The following is a 14,211-nucleotide window of genomic DNA, read 5'->3' as shown; positions in this document are numbered from 1 at the left end:
TCAAAGAGGCTCGAAAACGACATGCTCGTACTGCGTGGAGCGCCCGCTCTTTCTGCATTCCGTCACGAAAAGCTGCTGTCAGCCCTGCAATCCAAAGTTGCGGCTATCACGGCGCTCTACGGCGAGTTCATCCATTTTGCCGACCTCAAGCAGGACCTGGCGGAGACCCAGCGCGATGTGCTGGATCGCATTCTGCGCTATGGCCCCAAGGCCGAAGCTGGAGAGCCTGCCGGTGAGCTGGTGCTGGTGGTTCCGCGCCCCGGCACGATTTCACCTTGGTCTTCCAAGGCAACCGATATCGCACGCAACTGTGGTCTGGCCGACATCAAGCGCCTGGAACGCGGTGTGGCGTACTATATTCAGTCATCCCGGGCGCTGGATCAAGCCGATCGTGCGCTGATCTGTGCCGAGCTGCATGACCGCATGGTGGAAGCCGTGCTGGAGTCGCTGGATGATGCCGGTCAGCTGTTTGTTGAAGAAGTGCCGCAGGCACTGAGCCGAATCGACATTCTGGGTGGTGGTCGCGACGCCCTGGTGCAGGCCAACAGTGCACTGGGTCTGGCGCTGGCGGATGACGAGATCGACTACCTGGTAGAGAGCTTTATCGGCCTGGATCGCAACCCGACCGATGTTGAGCTGATGATGTTTGCCCAGGCGAACTCGGAGCACTGCCGCCACAAGATTTTCAATGCGTCCTGGGATATCGACGGTGAAGAGCAGGATCGCTCCCTGTTCGCGATGATCCGCAACACCCACGAGCTGGGTGGCGAGAACGTACTGTCGGCCTACAAGGACAACGCGGCGGTGATCGTCGGCAGCAAGGCCGGGCGTTTCTACCCGGATGCACAAAGCCGCGAGTATGGCGCGAACCAGGAAGATATCCACATCCTGATCAAGGTGGAAACTCACAACCATCCCACGGCGATTGCGCCGCATCCGGGGGCTGCAACGGGCTCCGGCGGCGAGATCCGTGATGAGGGTGCGACGGGCCGTGGCGGCAAGCCGAAGGCGGGCCTGACGGGCTTCAGCGTTTCAGACCTGAATATCCCGGGTTTCGTGCAGCCGTGGGAATCCCAGTATGGCAAGCCGGACCGCATCGTTTCGGCGCTGGACATCATGCTGGAAGGCCCCATTGGCGGGGCTGCGTTCAACAACGAGTTCGGGCGTCCTGCGCTCACCGGCTACTTCCGTACCTTCGAGCAGCGTGTCAACGGTGCGGCGGGCGAAGAGGTGCGTGGCTACCACAAGCCCATCATGCTGGCGGGCGGTCTGGGTAACATCCGCGGAGATCATGTCGAGAAGGGCGAAATCCAGACCGGTGCCAAGCTGGTGTGTCTGGGTGGTCCGGCCATGCAGATTGGTTTGGGCGGCGGTGCGGCTTCCTCCATGTCTTCCGGTACCTCCTCCGAGGACCTGGATTTTGCCTCGGTACAGCGCGGTAACCCCGAGCTTGAGCGTCGCTGCCAGGAAGTCATCGACCAGTGCTGGCAGCTGGGGGATACCAACCCCATCGCCTTTATCCACGACGTTGGTGCCGGTGGCTTGTCCAACGCCTTCCCGGAACTGGTGAAGGACGGTGGCCGCGGTGGCGATTTCGGCCTGCGCAACATCAACAGCGACGAGCCTGGCATGACGCCGCTGGCGATCTGGTGCAACGAAGCCCAGGAGCGTTATGTGCTGGCGGTACAGCCGGAAGACCTGGCGCGCTTCGAGGCGATCTGTGCGCGCGAGCGCTGCCCTTACGCCATTGTTGGCGAGGCCACCGAAGAGCATCACCTGACGCTCGGCGATACTCATTTTGACAACAAGCCGGTGGACCTGCCGATGAGCGTGCTGTTCGGCAAGCCGCCGAAGATGCACCGTAGCGTGCAGCGCAGCCGCTACGAGGTGGCGGAGTTTTCCACCGCGGGTATCGAGCTGGCGGATGCGGTTGAGCGCGTGCTGCGCCTGCCGGCCGTGGGTTCCAAGTCTTTCCTGATCACCATCGGTGACCGCTCCATTACCGGCCAGGTCGCCCGCGACCAGATGGTCGGTCCCTGGCAGGTGCCGGTGGCGGACTGCGCCGTGACCACGGCCGCCTATGATACCTATGCCGGTGAAGCCATGGCGCTGGGCGAGCGTACACCGCTGGCGCTGGTGGATGGCCCGGCCTCCGGCCGCATGGCAATCGGCGAGACCCTGACCAACCTGGCAGCCGCGCGCATTGGCGAGATTGGCGAAGTGCGCCTGTCTGCCAACTGGATGTGTGCCGCCGGCCACCCGGGTGAAGATGAAAAACTGTATGACACCGTGCGTGCCGTTGGCATGGAGTTGTGCCCGCAGCTAGGCATTACCGTGCCGGTGGGCAAGGACTCCATGTCCATGCGTACCGTCTGGGATGACAAGGGCGAGCAGAAGAGCGTCACGGCACCCTTGTCGCTGATTATTTCCGGTTTTGCGCCGGTACTGGATGCGCGCAAGACGCTGACACCGCAGCTGCGTACCGACAAGGGTGAAACCGACCTGGTCCTGCTGGATCTGGGTAACGGTCAGAACCGTCTGGGTCTGTCTGCGCTGGCGCAGGTGTATAACCAGGTTGGCCAGTCCGTGCCGGATGTGGATGATGCCGGCCAGCTGGCGGCGTTTTTCGCGGCCATTCAGGAGCTGAACGAGCAGGGTCTGCTGCTGGCCTACCATGACCGTTCCGATGGCGGCTTGCTGGCGACGGTCGCTGAAATGGCCTTTGCCGGTCATACCGGGGTGGACCTGCACCTGGATCTGCTGGCGGCGGACGCGTCCGAAATCACGGCAGCACTGTTTGCCGAGGAGCTCGGGGCCGTGATTCAGATCTCCCGGGAGAACACCGAAACCGTTCTGACCGAGTTCAACGCCGCGGGCCTGGGCGAGGTGGCCAAGGTCATTGGTTCCCTGAATCAGGATGACCAGCTGTGCATTCATTTCGATGACGAGGAAGTCTACAGTGCTTCGCGCATCGAGCTGCAGCGCGTCTGGTCCGAAACCTCCTACCGTATCCAGGCGCTGCGTGACAACTCCGAATGCGCGCAGCAGGAATTCGATACCCTGCTGGACGCCGCTGACCCGGGCCTGCACGCTGAGCTGACCTTTGATCAGAACGAGGATGTGGCGGCGCCGTTTATCAATACCGGCGTGCGTCCGCGCATTGCCGTATTGCGTGAGCAGGGCGTAAACGGTCAGGTCGAAATGGCGGCAGCCTTCGACAAGGCCGGCTTTGCCGCGGTTGATGTCCATATGAGCGACATTATTTCGGGCCGCCGTACGCTGGAAGAGTTCAAGGGGCTGGTGGCCTGTGGCGGCTTCTCCTACGGGGACGTTCTGGGTGCCGGCGAGGGCTGGGCCAAGTCGATCCTGTTCAACGGTGTTGCGCGGGAACAGTTCGAGGCCTACTTCAACCGCACCGACACCTTTGCCCTGGGTATCTGTAACGGCTGCCAGATGTTGTCGAACCTGCATGAGCTGATTCCGGGCGCCGGACTCTGGCCGCATTTTGTACGCAACATGTCCGAGCAGTTCGAGGCCCGGGTTGCCATGGTGGAGGTGCAGCAGAGTGCCTCCATTCTGCTGCAGGGCATGCAGGGGTCGCGCATGCCGATTGCCATTGCGCACGGTGAAGGTCGCGCGGAATTCCGTGACGAAGCCCACCTGGTCGGCTTGCAGGGAGCCGGGGATATCGCGCTGCGCTATGTGGATAACCACGGTCGCGTGACCGAGCAGTACCCGGCTAACCCCAATGGCTCGCCGGCGGGTATCAGTGGTGTGACCACGGCGGATGGCCGCGTGACCATCATGATGCCGCATCCGGAGCGGGTGTTCCGGGCGGTGCAGAACTCCTGGGCGCCGGATGCCTGGGAAGAAGACGGTGCCTGGATGCGCATGTTCCGCAACGCGCGGGTCTGGGTTGGCTAAGCCGCTTTCCTGCGCTCCTTACTAAAAACGGCAGCCCCAGGGCTGCCGTTTTTATATACAGGGATGTATGTACCCTGCGAGCGCATGGATGCGCAGGAGCAGGGTTTATGCAGGGGGCTGTTTGCCCTGCGGGCGCATGGGCAGTTTTTTGCGCCATGCAAAAACTGCACTCTGGCGATCCATTGCCGTCATGCGCACGACTGCAGGGATGCAGGAGGTAGAGCGACGCAGGATGCCAGAGCCGAGGAGCAGGGTTTATGCGGGTGCTGCTTGTTCTGCGGGCCCATGGGTAGTTTCCAGCGGGCAGGTGGGTAAAAAGCAGGCACAAAAAAGCCGACATCAGTCGGCTTTTTCTGGCGGGAAAGAAAGATTACATGTTGTCTTTCTTTTCACCGGCGATCTGTACGTCTACACGACGGTCTGCACGCAGGCAGGCAATCAGAGCAGCGCCGCGGCCGGAGCAGCTGGCGACAGGAGCGGATTCGCCCAGGGAGCTAACGCTGATCTTGCTGCCGTCGACGCCGGCAGAACGCAGCTCGGAAGCAACGGCTTCAGCACGACGCTGGCCCAGACGCTGGTTGTAATCGGCGTTGCCGATGAAGTCAGCGTTACCGACCAGGTCTACATTGTCCAGACGGGACATGGAGCCGATGTAGTTGACGATGGCGCTGATGTCTTCTTCAACCTTGGCGCTGTCGAAGTCAAAGAACAGGCTGAATTTCTTGTCAGCGCTAACCATCATCGGCGCGGCAGGAGCGGGTGCCGGAGCGGGCTCTTCTGCTTTGGCCATGGCCTGGTAGCCGTCACAGCCTTCAACAGTGGCATCTGCTTCGGTGAAGAAGCCGGTGTGCCAGCATTCGCCGAAGCTGTTGCGCCAGATAGTGGCGGACGAGTCTTCAACGTAGCCTTGGTTGGTCGGGTGCGCCTGGGCAACGGCAGACAATGTCATAGCCAGAGCGACACCGGCGGAGAGGGCAAACTTTTTCATAGTAAGATTTCCTTGTGCCTGTTGTGGGTGGTCAGTCTATAAAAATAGCCCAAATTCTCTCCCACGGTTCCTGAATGAGGGTTGAATGTAGCCCGTCAATGTCCGTGGTGGCCAGGGGTACTTTTCACAGCTGTAGACAGCTACCGGTTACGGTATAGCTAATCGGCAACATACTAACATACAGATTGTGTATTTATGGTAAAACTTTTTTGTACGGTTTTACCATAACGCGCGCATAGACCCCCGCCTTTATATAGGGGTCTTCATCGGCCCAGGCCTGAGCCGCTTCAAGCGAACTGAATTGTGCAATAACCAGGCTGCCCGTGAACCCGGCAGGACCGGGATCTTCGCTGTCGATGGCCGGGTGTGGCCCGGCAACGAGGAGGCGGCCTTCATTTTTAAGCTGTTCGAGGCGGGCGAGGTGCTCGGGCCGCGCCTGTAGTCTTTGTGCGAGGCTGTCGGGTTTATCCTCGGCCATAATTGCGTAAAACATGTTACCGGTACTCCTCTTTTTGTATGCGTTATTTCTGGCTGTCGCTCTGGATATGCCGGGTCATGTAGAGTCCCTGGGCCAGGATAAATACAAATGTCAGCCCCAGCATGCCAAACAGCTTGAAGTTAACCCAGGCCTCTTCGCTCATTGAATAGGCCACTGCCAGATTAACAATGCCCATGCTGATGAAGAATATAACCCAGGCAATGTTGAGGTTGCGCCAAACCTGAGCCGGCAGGTCAATACTGGCGCCCATGAGTCGCTGTACGACCGTTTTTTGGCCGATAAAGTGGCTGCCCAGAAAAACGGCTCCGAAAAGCCAGTTGACGACAGTGGGCTTCCACTGAATAAAGGTCTTGTCCTGGAAGGCGATGGTTGCCCCGCCCATGAGGATCACCAGCACCAGGGTGACCAGCTGCATCTTTTCGATGCGATGTGTGCGTATCCAGGTGTACAGCATCTGCAGCATCGTGGCGGGAATCAGCACCGCGGTGGCCATGATGATGTCGCCAGTGGTCTTGTAGACGACAAAGAAGATGATGATGGGCAAAAAGTCGAGTAAAAGTTTCATGGGCTTGTAGTCTACTGTGTGGGGCCCCAGTATAAAGGCCTGTTCATGACTTATAAACCGGACCCTGTAATGGTATTACCGAAATATGATCTGCATTGTCACACAACGGTTTCCGACGGGGTGCTCAGTCCTGTCGAGCTGGTGGCGCGGGCGGTGGATCAGGGTGTAGAGGTGCTTGCCATCACCGACCACGATAGCATTGGCGCTATTGAGCAGGCGCAGGCGGCGGCACGGGCCGCCAGCATTCGTCTGTTGCCGGGCGTTGAGTTGACCGCGTGCTGGGGATCCCGCGTAGTGCATCTGGTCGGGCTGGGTTTTGATCCGGCGGCACCGTCACTGCAGCGCTATCTCGAAGAGCTGTCCGAGTTGCGTCAGGATCGGGCGCAGCGGATCGCGAAGAAGCTGATGGGGCGCAAGTTGCCCGATCTGCTGCCGGCGGTGCTGGAACTGGCAGGCGCAGGCCAGGTGGGGAGGCCGCATTTTGCGATGGCGCTCGTGGCCGCAGGCGTCTGTGAAACCGAGCAGCAGGCGTTCAAGAATTACCTGGGTACCGGCAAGGTGGGTGATGTGCAGATGGCCTGGCCGGCCATGTCCGTGGCGCTGGATTTGCTGCACGAGGTGGGTGGTGTGGGTATATTGGCGCATCCGACCAAGTACCGTCTTACCTTTACCCGCTTGCGTTCCCTGTTGACGGATTTCAAGGCGGCAGGTGGTGACGGGATAGAGGTCAGTTATTCGGGTATCAAGCCTGAACATCAGCGGGAGTTGCAAAAGATTGCACATAAAATGGACCTTATGGTTTCCGCGGGCAGTGATTTTCATCAGCCGGGCAAGCCCTGGGTGGAGCTTGGGCGATTCCTGCCGCCGGATACGCAGTGCCGGCATGTGTTGCCGTCCCTTCTTTAGTTTCCCGGGCTGGGCTACACTGCGGCCTGAGAGGGAATCAGGACAGGCAGGTTAATCGTGAGTCAATTTTTTCAGATACATCAGGAAAATCCGCAGAAGCGCTTGGTGCAGCAGGCCGCAGAGATAATCAGGCAGGGAGGGGTTGCGGTATACCCCACTGATTGCGCCTATGCCCTGGGGTGTCATTTGGGTGACAAGTCAGCGATGGAGCGTATTCAGCGCATTCGCAAGCTGGATGACAAGCATAACTTTACCCTGGTGTGCCAGGATCTGAGTGAAATCAGTACCTACGCCAAAATGGATAATCAGTGCTATCGCCTAATCAAGGCGCATACCCCCGGGGCTTACACCTTTATCCTGAATGCCACCAGTGAGGTGCCGCGCCGCCTGATGCACCCCAAGCGCCGCACCATTGGTATCCGTATTCCCGACAATCCCATAGCGCTGGCCCTGATGGAGGCGCTGGGTGAGCCGATCATGAGTACTTCGCTGATAATGCCGGGGGAAGATCAGCCGCTATCGGATCCTTATGATATCCGGGACCTGCTGCAGCACAGTGTCGACCTGGTGATCGACGGCGGTTATTGCGGCATGGAAGCCACGACCGTTATTAATCTGGTGGACGGCGTTCCGGAGATCATTCGGGAAGGTGCCGGCCCTGTTGATACTTTCGGTTAAGGCTGCAAAAGCTTCGGCTTTCTTTTGGATTGCCGGGCGTCGCCGTCCCGGGTTTTGGGTCAGGTCTGTGAGCTTGTGATTTAAATAAGCCCGCCTGGCTTGAATTTGATAGTTTTGCAACGATACTTGTTTTATCCATTCTCCCAATTGTGTGAGCGCCCGGCCCATGTCTGAATTTGTGAAAGTCCTTACCCGCAAAAACTCCTTGCGCAAGCAGTGCTCTGATCTCTCGGTTTCCGATGTGGAAAAGGTGCTGACAGATCTGAGTGAAATCCTGCAGGAGCGCCATGAGGAAGAAGTAAGGGCGCAGCAGGAAGAGAAGCAGAGAATGAAAAAAATTGCTGATATCCTCAAACGCATGGGTGACGCGGGTATCGGTCTGGAAGACCTCAAGGCGATCAAGGCGGCCGAAGGTCCCAAGCGCAAGGTGGAAGCGAAGTACCGCATCAAGGATGCAGCCGGGACCATTCATGAATGGTCCGGTCGGGGGCGCACCCCGGTAGCGTTTAATGAATACTTCGACAAGCATGGTGTCACCAAGGAAGATACGCGTATCAAATAGATTACGTGCTATTATCCGTCGAAGCTCCCCGCGGCAAATCTTGGGGGGCTTTTTTCGTTTTAGAGGAAGCGTCAAATGTCAGATGAAAAACTGCAAAAGGTATTGGCGCGCTCCGGATTGGGCTCACGTCGTGAGATGGAGCGTTGGATTGAGGAGGGGCGGTTCACCATCGATGGTGTAACGGCTACCCTCGGTGATCGTATTGGGCGCAAAGCCCAGGTTTTGATGAATGGCCGTGAGGTCAAGCTGGTTTTTGACAAGGAAAGCCAGCGCCGTGTACTGATATACAACAAGCCGCTGGGTGAGATATCCACGCGGCATGACCCCGAAGGGCGCAAGACCGTATTCAGCCACCTGCCGCCGCTAAACCAGGGGCGCTGGATTGCCATTGGTCGGCTGGATATCAACACCAGCGGCCTGCTGTTGTTTACCACCGATGGCGAGCTGGCCAATGCGATGATGCACCCGTCGGCTCAGATCGACCGTGAGTATGCGGTTCGCGTACTGGGTAACGTCGATGAGGCCATGCTGACCCGCCTGAAAGAGGGTGTGTTGCTGGAAGATGGCATGGCCCGTTTTACGGATGTGCAGTTCTTCGACGGGGAAGGTGCCAACAAGTGGTACCACTGCGTGGTCATGGAGGGCCGTAACCGCGAGGTCCGCCGGCTTTGGGAATCCCAGGGTATTCAGGTCAGTCGTCTCAAGCGTGTGCGCTACGGGCCGCTGTTTCTGCCCAGCGATGTTCCGGTCGGTACCTGGAAAGAGCTCACGCCCAAGGAAATTGCCAGTCTTGGCAAAATGCTGAGCCTGAAGGAAAAGCGGCCGGTCAAGCTCGACACCAAGGAGAAAGAAGTGCTGGAGCGCCGTTACAAGCGCCAGCGCAGTCGTCGTGAAGTGGGTGGGCGCCGCAAGCCTGCGGGCGAATAAAATAATGGAGCGGTTCGCAATGAGCCGCTCCATTATTGTTTTGTCACCCTGTCGGGCTCCTGGCAGGTATCGCTTTCCGGCTTTCTTTGTGTGGCTTACTGCGCGTCCAGTGACTGGCCATTGACGGTTTTGCTGTCCGGTCCCATCAGGTACAGATACAGCGGCATGATGTCTTCGGGCTCGGGGTTGGTTTGCGGATTCTCGGCCGGGTAGGCATTGGCGCGCATCTGGGTGCGGGTGGCACCAGGGTTGATGCAGTTGACGCGAATGCTGCTGGTGTTTTCCAGTTCCTGCGCAAGCACCTGTGCCATACCTTCGGTGGCGAACTTGGATACTGCATAGGCCCCCCAGAACGCCTTGCCAGTGCGGCCGACACTGGAGGTCGTAAAGATGACGGAGGCGTCCTGGCTTTGGCCCAGTAGTGGCAGCAGTGCCTGAGTCAGCATGAAGCCCGCAGTGACGTTTACCTGCATGACCTGGTTCCAGACCACCGGATCGTAGGATTCCATGGGGGTGCGCAGGCCCAGCAGGCTGGCGTTATGCAGCAATCCGTCCAGGCGGCCGAACTCCTGCTCCAGGGTATTGGCCAGTTCCTGGTATTCGTGCTCGGTGGCGCTTTCCAGGTTCAGCGGTACGATGGCGGGCTGCGGGTGGCCGGCGGCTTCGATTTCATCGTACACCTGCTCCAGTTTTTCCAGCGTTCGACCTACCAGGACTACAGTGGCCCCCTGGGCTGCATAGCTGCGGGCGGCGGTGCGGCCAATGCCTGCGCCTGCGCCGGTGATGAGGATGATGCGGTCTTGCAGCAGGTTTTCCGGAGCTTTGTATTCGAACATGAATCTTCCTTCGCGGGCCGGTGGCCGGGTTCAACTCAGGCGATAAAGGGATTGTAGCAGGGGTTTGATCGCGTCGGCGTGATCGACATTATGGTCGCTGCGCCAGTCGCGGGGGTCTTCGTCGGGCCCGATGTAGCCGTAGAGTGCGGCGATGGTGGCCAGCCCAGCCCGTTGTCCGGCTTCAATGTCGCGGCTGTGGTCGCCGACATAAACGCTGTTTTGCGGTGCACAGCCCAGTTCCTGGCAGGCAAGCCAGATGGATTCGGGGTGGGGTTTGCGCTCGCGCACCTGTTCGGGACAGATAATGCTGCCGGCGCGGTGATGCAACTCGAGTCGATGCAGCAGCTTGTGGGTGTAGAGTTCAGGCTTGTTGGTGACGATGCCCCAGGGGATGGCGTTGCCTTCGAGCCAGTCGAGCAATGGCATGATGCCGTCGAATGGCCGGGTTTCGATGGCCAGGTGCTCAAGGTAGATATCCAGAAAGCGCTGGCGCAGTCTGGCTACCCGGGGGTGATTTTGTGGCAGGTTGAACGCCGTGCAGACCATGGCGTTGGCGCCATTGGAGACCTGCGCACGAAGGGCTTCATAGTCCAGTGCGCTGTGCTGTTCTTCGGCCAGCAGGCGGTTGATGACCCAGATAAAGTCGGGCGCGGTGTCGAGCAGGGTGCCATCCAGGTCGAACAGGACGGACTGCAGTCGGGTGTCGGACTGGGGCATGTTATTCGGGCTTGCTCGTGGCCATCATGTAGTTCACGTCCACATCCCTGGGGTCAAGCTTGTACACCTTGGTCAGGGGGTTGTAGGTCATGCCAGTGATATCGTCCAGGCGCAGGCCGGCATCCCGTATCCAATGGCCGAGCTGTGACGGGCGGATGAACTTGTTGAAATCATGGGTACCCTTGGGCACCAGCTTGAGCAGGTGCTCGGCGCCGAGTATGGCGAACAGGTAGCTTTTGGGGTTCTTGTTGAGGGTCGAGAAAAACAGCTTGCCGCCGGGGCGGGTCAGGCGCGCGCAGGCGCTGACGATGGAGGCCGGATCCGGTACATGCTCCAGCATTTCCATGCAGGTGACGACATCGAAGCTTTCAGGGGCTTCTGCTGCCAGCTGTTCCACGGTGACCTGGCGGTAGTTGATCATGATGCCGCTTTCCAGGCCGTGCAGCTTGGCAACCTTTAAGGGTGCCTCGCCCATGTCGATGCCTGACACCGCGGCGCCGCGCTGCGCCATGGATTCCGACAGGATGCCGCCACCACAGCCAACATCCAGCACGCGCTTGCCGGCCAGGGGGGCGATACGGTCAATATAGCCCACGCGCAGCGGATTGATGTCGTGCAGCGGCTTGAATTCGCTATTGCGGTCCCACCAGCGGCTTGCCAGTTCTTCGAATTTGGCAATCTCGTCCGGATCGATGTTGAGGTTGTGCGCATCGGTCATGTTGGCTGTGTTCGCTGGCTGTAAAAAAGGATGGCGGCATTCTAGCACCGGCCTGCAAGTGAATACAGGTCGGGCCCGGCCGCTGTCAACAGGGTCTGACGCAACGCCTTCTTTTAAAGGGAATCTTTGCATTGCTTTGTGGTATACTCGCCCGGTTAAAAACGCCGGAATACCGGCCCTATCGAGCAGACCGGATCTAAGGAAAGCTGAGACGAATGGGTGATCTAGCCAAAGAGATTCTGCCAGTCAATATCGAGGACGAACTTAAACAGTCGTACCTGGATTATGCCATGAGCGTGATTGTCGGCCGGGCGTTGCCAGACGTACGCGACGGCCTCAAGCCTGTGCATCGCAGAGTGCTGTTCGCGATGAGCGAACTGAACAATGACTGGAACAAACCATACAAGAAGTCCGCTCGTGTCGTTGGTGACGTGATCGGTAAATACCATCCCCACGGCGACAGTGCCGTGTATGACACTATCGTGCGAATGGCGCAGGACTTTTCCATGCGCTACCCGCTGGTGGACGGCCAGGGCAACTTTGGTTCCGTTGACGGCGACTCCGCGGCGGCCATGCGTTATACCGAGATCCGCATGGCCAAGATCTCCCACGATCTGCTGGCTGACCTGGACAAGGAAACCGTCGACTTCGTGCCCAACTATGACGGCACGGAACAGATTCCGGATGTGCTGCCGACCCGGGTGCCCAACCTGCTGATCAACGGTTCCTCCGGTATCGCGGTGGGCATGGCGACCAACATACCGCCGCACAACCTGTCCGAGGTGGTGCGTGGCTGTATCGCGCTGATTGATGACAGCAGCCTGACGGTTGATGACCTGATGGAATATATTCCGGGGCCGGACTTTCCGACCGGCGGCATTATCAACGGGCGTGCCGGCATCCTGGAAGCCTACCGCACGGGGCGCGGTCGTATCTATGTCCGCGCCAAACACCATATTGAAGAAGACCCCAAGACCAGCCGCGCGGCGATTATCGTCACGGAAATTCCGTACCAGCTCAACAAGGCTCGCCTGATCGAGAAGATCGCCGACCTGGTGAAGGAAAAACGCCTTGAAGGCATTTCCGAGCTGCGTGACGAGTCCGACAAGGACGGCATGCGCATCGTGATCGAGTTGCGTCGTGGTGAAGTGCCGGACGTCGTGGTCAACAACCTGTTTGCCCAGACGCAGATGGAAAGCGTTTTCGGCATCAACGTTGTCGCCCTGGTCGACAACCAGCCGAAGATTCTTGATCTCAAGTCACTGATCGAAAACTTCATCCGCCACAGGCGCGAAGTGGTCACCCGTCGTACGGTCTACCTGCTGCGCAAGGCGCGTGAGCGTGGCCATATCCTCGAAGGCCTGACGGTGGCGCTGGCCAATATCGACCCTGTGATTGAGCTGATCAAGCGCTCACCGACGCCGGCTGAAGCGAAGGAAGGCCTGATCGCCATGGCCTGGGAGCCGGGTAATGTGCTCGAGATGCTGGAGCGTGCGGGTGAAGATGCCTGCCGTCCGGATGACCTCGAGCCGCAGTTTGGTCTGCGCGAAGGCCGCTACCACCTGTCGCCGGTTCAGGCGCAGGCGATTCTGGATCTGCGTCTGCACCGCCTCACCGGGCTGGAGCACGAGAAGCTGATCGGCGAATACCGCGAGCTGCTCGAGCGCATCGCCGAACTGCTGGAAATCCTGGGTTCGCACGCACGCCTGATGGAAGTCATCCGTGAAGAACTCGAGGCCGTGCTCGAAGAGTATGGCGACGAGCGTCGTACCGAGATTACGGCCTCACGCCGAGACCTGACGGTGGCGGACCTGATCACCGTGGAAGACATGGTCGTGACCATTTCCCACGGTGGCTATGCCAAGACGCAGCCGCTGACCGACTACCAGGCCCAGCGCCGTGGCGGGCGCGGCAAATCGGCGACGACGATGAAGGACGAAGACTTCATCGAGCACCTGCTGATTGCCAGCACCCACGACACCATCCTGTGCTTTACCAGCCGGGGCAAGGTCTACTGGCTGCGGGTGTTTGAAATTCCCCAGGCCAGCCGCGCGGCCCGCGGTCGTCCGATCGTGAATATTCTGCCGCTGGAAGAGGGTGAACGCATCACCACCATTCTGCCGGTGAACGAATACCGCGATGACCGCTTTGTCTTCATGGCCACCGCCAACGGTACCGTGAAGAAAACGCCGCTCGACAACTTCTCCCGTCCGCGTACCAGTGGCCTGATTGCCCTGGGACTGGATGAGGGCGACACCCTGATCGGTGCGGCCATCACCACCGGTGTCGATGACATCCTGCTGGTGACCAGTGCCGGCAAGGCCATGCGGTTCGAAGAAGATGCCGTGCGCGCCATGGGTCGCCTGGCACGCGGCGTGCGCGGTGTGCGCATGCAGCCGGGCACCTCCGTAATATCGCTGATCATTCCGCAGCCAGAAGGCAAGGTGCTGACCGCCTCGGCCCGCGGCTTTGGCAAGCAGACTGCCATTGATGACTTCCCCCGCAAGGGGCGTGGTGGCCAGGGCGTGATTGCCATGCAGTGCACCGACCGTAACGGTGATCTCGCCGGAGCGGTACAGGTGTTTGCCGGTGATGACGTCATGCTGATCAGCAACCGTGGCACCATGGTGCGCACGCGCACCGAGGAAATCTCGGAGCTCAGTCGCAATACCCAGGGTGTCATGCTGATTCGGGTCGCCGAAGATGAAACCCTGGTCGGCCTGGCGCGCATCGAGGAGCCGGAAGAGGTCGAACTGCCGGAGGGTCAGGAGGACGCTGATGGCACTGTGATTGACGGCGAATCCGCAGCCGTGGACGCCGATCAGGACAGCGACGCGCCAGATCAGACCCCGGCGCCTGATACCCAGGCGTAATCCCGCGGCGGCCCTTCG

At 59.5% G+C, this 14,211-nt stretch carries 12 protein-coding genes; 6 read left to right on the top strand and 6 right to left on the bottom strand.

Annotation, left to right across the window (positions count from 1 at the left end):
• The first annotated feature begins 21 nt into the window (after positions 1 to 21).
• Positions 22 to 3,924: a phosphoribosylformylglycinamidine synthase gene (gene purL / locus KDW95_RS11215; RefSeq protein WP_255856348.1), complete on the top strand. Its 3,903-nt coding sequence runs from the start codon at positions 22 to 24 to the stop codon at positions 3,922 to 3,924.
• 370 nt (positions 3,925 to 4,294) lie between these two features.
• Here the strand turns inward: purL and KDW95_RS11210 are convergent, their stop codons facing one another.
• The 3 genes from KDW95_RS11210 to KDW95_RS11200 all read right to left on the bottom strand — a co-directional run bounded on the left by KDW95_RS11210 (position 4,295) and on the right by KDW95_RS11200 (position 5,976).
• Positions 4,295 to 4,912, bottom strand: coding sequence for an OmpA family protein (locus KDW95_RS11210; RefSeq protein ID WP_255856347.1), 618 nt, complete (start codon positions 4,910 to 4,912; stop codon positions 4,295 to 4,297).
• Between the two features lie 193 nt (positions 4,913 to 5,105).
• Positions 5,106 to 5,405, bottom strand: coding sequence for a YciI family protein (locus tag KDW95_RS11205; RefSeq protein WP_255856346.1), 300 nt, complete (start codon positions 5,403 to 5,405; stop codon positions 5,106 to 5,108).
• A gap of 28 nt (positions 5,406 to 5,433) precedes the next feature.
• Positions 5,434 to 5,976 (bottom strand): septation protein A, encoded by a 543-nt coding sequence (locus tag KDW95_RS11200; protein ID WP_255856345.1) that lies wholly within the window; start codon positions 5,974 to 5,976, stop codon positions 5,434 to 5,436.
• A gap of 69 nt (positions 5,977 to 6,045) precedes the next feature.
• Here KDW95_RS11200 and KDW95_RS11195 point away from each other — a divergent pair, with 69 nt between their 5' ends.
• From KDW95_RS11195 to rluB, 4 genes are all read left to right on the top strand, one after another.
• The gene (locus KDW95_RS11195) at positions 6,046 to 6,882 is read left to right on the top strand and encodes a PHP domain-containing protein (RefSeq protein WP_255856344.1); all 837 of its coding nucleotides are present in this window, start codon (positions 6,046 to 6,048) and stop codon (positions 6,880 to 6,882) included.
• 57 nt (positions 6,883 to 6,939) lie between these two features.
• Positions 6,940 to 7,560: an L-threonylcarbamoyladenylate synthase gene (locus KDW95_RS11190; protein ID WP_255856343.1), complete on the top strand. Its 621-nt coding sequence runs from the start codon at positions 6,940 to 6,942 to the stop codon at positions 7,558 to 7,560.
• A 166-nt stretch (positions 7,561 to 7,726) separates the two neighbouring features.
• Positions 7,727 to 8,122 carry an H-NS histone family protein gene (locus KDW95_RS11185; protein WP_255856342.1) on the top strand — a complete coding sequence of 132 codons (396 nt, stop codon included), beginning with the start codon at positions 7,727 to 7,729 and terminating at the stop codon, positions 8,120 to 8,122.
• 75 nt (positions 8,123 to 8,197) lie between these two features.
• Positions 8,198 to 9,049, top strand: coding sequence for a 23S rRNA pseudouridine(2605) synthase RluB (gene rluB, locus KDW95_RS11180; protein WP_255856341.1), 852 nt, complete (start codon positions 8,198 to 8,200; stop codon positions 9,047 to 9,049).
• Between the two features lie 95 nt (positions 9,050 to 9,144).
• On the opposite strand, the gene KDW95_RS11175 is transcribed toward rluB, so the two are convergent.
• Genes KDW95_RS11175 through ubiG form a run of 3 tightly spaced genes read right to left on the bottom strand, consistent with a single transcriptional unit; the run spans position 9,145 to position 11,320 of the window.
• Complete coding sequence (locus KDW95_RS11175; protein ID WP_255856340.1) at positions 9,145 to 9,885, bottom strand: YciK family oxidoreductase; 741 nt, start codon at positions 9,883 to 9,885, stop codon at positions 9,145 to 9,147.
• A gap of 30 nt (positions 9,886 to 9,915) precedes the next feature.
• Positions 9,916 to 10,602: an HAD family hydrolase gene (locus KDW95_RS11170; RefSeq protein ID WP_255856339.1), complete on the bottom strand. Its 687-nt coding sequence runs from the start codon at positions 10,600 to 10,602 to the stop codon at positions 9,916 to 9,918.
• A 1-nt stretch (position 10,603) separates the two neighbouring features.
• Complete coding sequence (gene ubiG / locus KDW95_RS11165) at positions 10,604 to 11,320, bottom strand: bifunctional 2-polyprenyl-6-hydroxyphenol methylase/3-demethylubiquinol 3-O-methyltransferase UbiG (RefSeq protein ID WP_255856338.1); 717 nt, start codon at positions 11,318 to 11,320, stop codon at positions 10,604 to 10,606.
• A gap of 215 nt (positions 11,321 to 11,535) precedes the next feature.
• Between ubiG and gyrA the strand changes: the two genes are divergently transcribed.
• On the top strand, positions 11,536 to 14,193 hold the full coding sequence (gene gyrA / locus KDW95_RS11160; protein ID WP_255856337.1) for a DNA gyrase subunit A: 2,658 nt from the start codon (positions 11,536 to 11,538) through the stop codon (positions 14,191 to 14,193).
• Positions 14,194 to 14,211: the final 18 nt, after the last annotated feature.

It is taken from the genome of Marinobacterium rhizophilum (assembly GCF_024397915.1).
Classification (GTDB): Bacteria; Pseudomonadota; Gammaproteobacteria; order Pseudomonadales; family Balneatricaceae; genus Marinobacterium_A; species Marinobacterium_A rhizophilum_A.
The sequence above is the reverse complement of the archived record's forward strand: the minus strand, read 5'-3'. Positions and strand labels throughout refer to the sequence as shown.

Coding starts and splice junctions, on each gene's coding strand:
- KDW95_RS11175 (WP_255856340.1), bottom strand. CDS start 9,885: ATGTTCGAATACAAAGCTCCGGAAAACCTGCTGCAAGACCGCATCATC.
- KDW95_RS11170 (WP_255856339.1), bottom strand. CDS start 10,602: ATGCCCCAGTCCGACACCCGACTGCAGTCCGTCCTGTTCGACCTGGAT.
- KDW95_RS11185 (WP_255856342.1), top strand. CDS start 7,727: ATGTCTGAATTTGTGAAAGTCCTTACCCGCAAAAACTCCTTGCGCAAG.
- gyrA (WP_255856337.1), top strand. CDS start 11,536: ATGGGTGATCTAGCCAAAGAGATTCTGCCAGTCAATATCGAGGACGAA.
- rluB (WP_255856341.1), top strand. CDS start 8,198: ATGTCAGATGAAAAACTGCAAAAGGTATTGGCGCGCTCCGGATTGGGC.
- KDW95_RS11200 (WP_255856345.1), bottom strand. CDS start 5,976: ATGAAACTTTTACTCGACTTTTTGCCCATCATCATCTTCTTTGTCGTC.
- KDW95_RS11205 (WP_255856346.1), bottom strand. CDS start 5,405: ATGTTTTACGCAATTATGGCCGAGGATAAACCCGACAGCCTCGCACAA.
- KDW95_RS11195 (WP_255856344.1), top strand. CDS start 6,046: ATGGTATTACCGAAATATGATCTGCATTGTCACACAACGGTTTCCGAC.
- ubiG (WP_255856338.1), bottom strand. CDS start 11,320: ATGACCGATGCGCACAACCTCAACATCGATCCGGACGAGATTGCCAAA.
- purL (WP_255856348.1), top strand. CDS start 22: ATGCTCGTACTGCGTGGAGCGCCCGCTCTTTCTGCATTCCGTCACGAA.
- KDW95_RS11210 (WP_255856347.1), bottom strand. CDS start 4,912: ATGAAAAAGTTTGCCCTCTCCGCCGGTGTCGCTCTGGCTATGACATTG.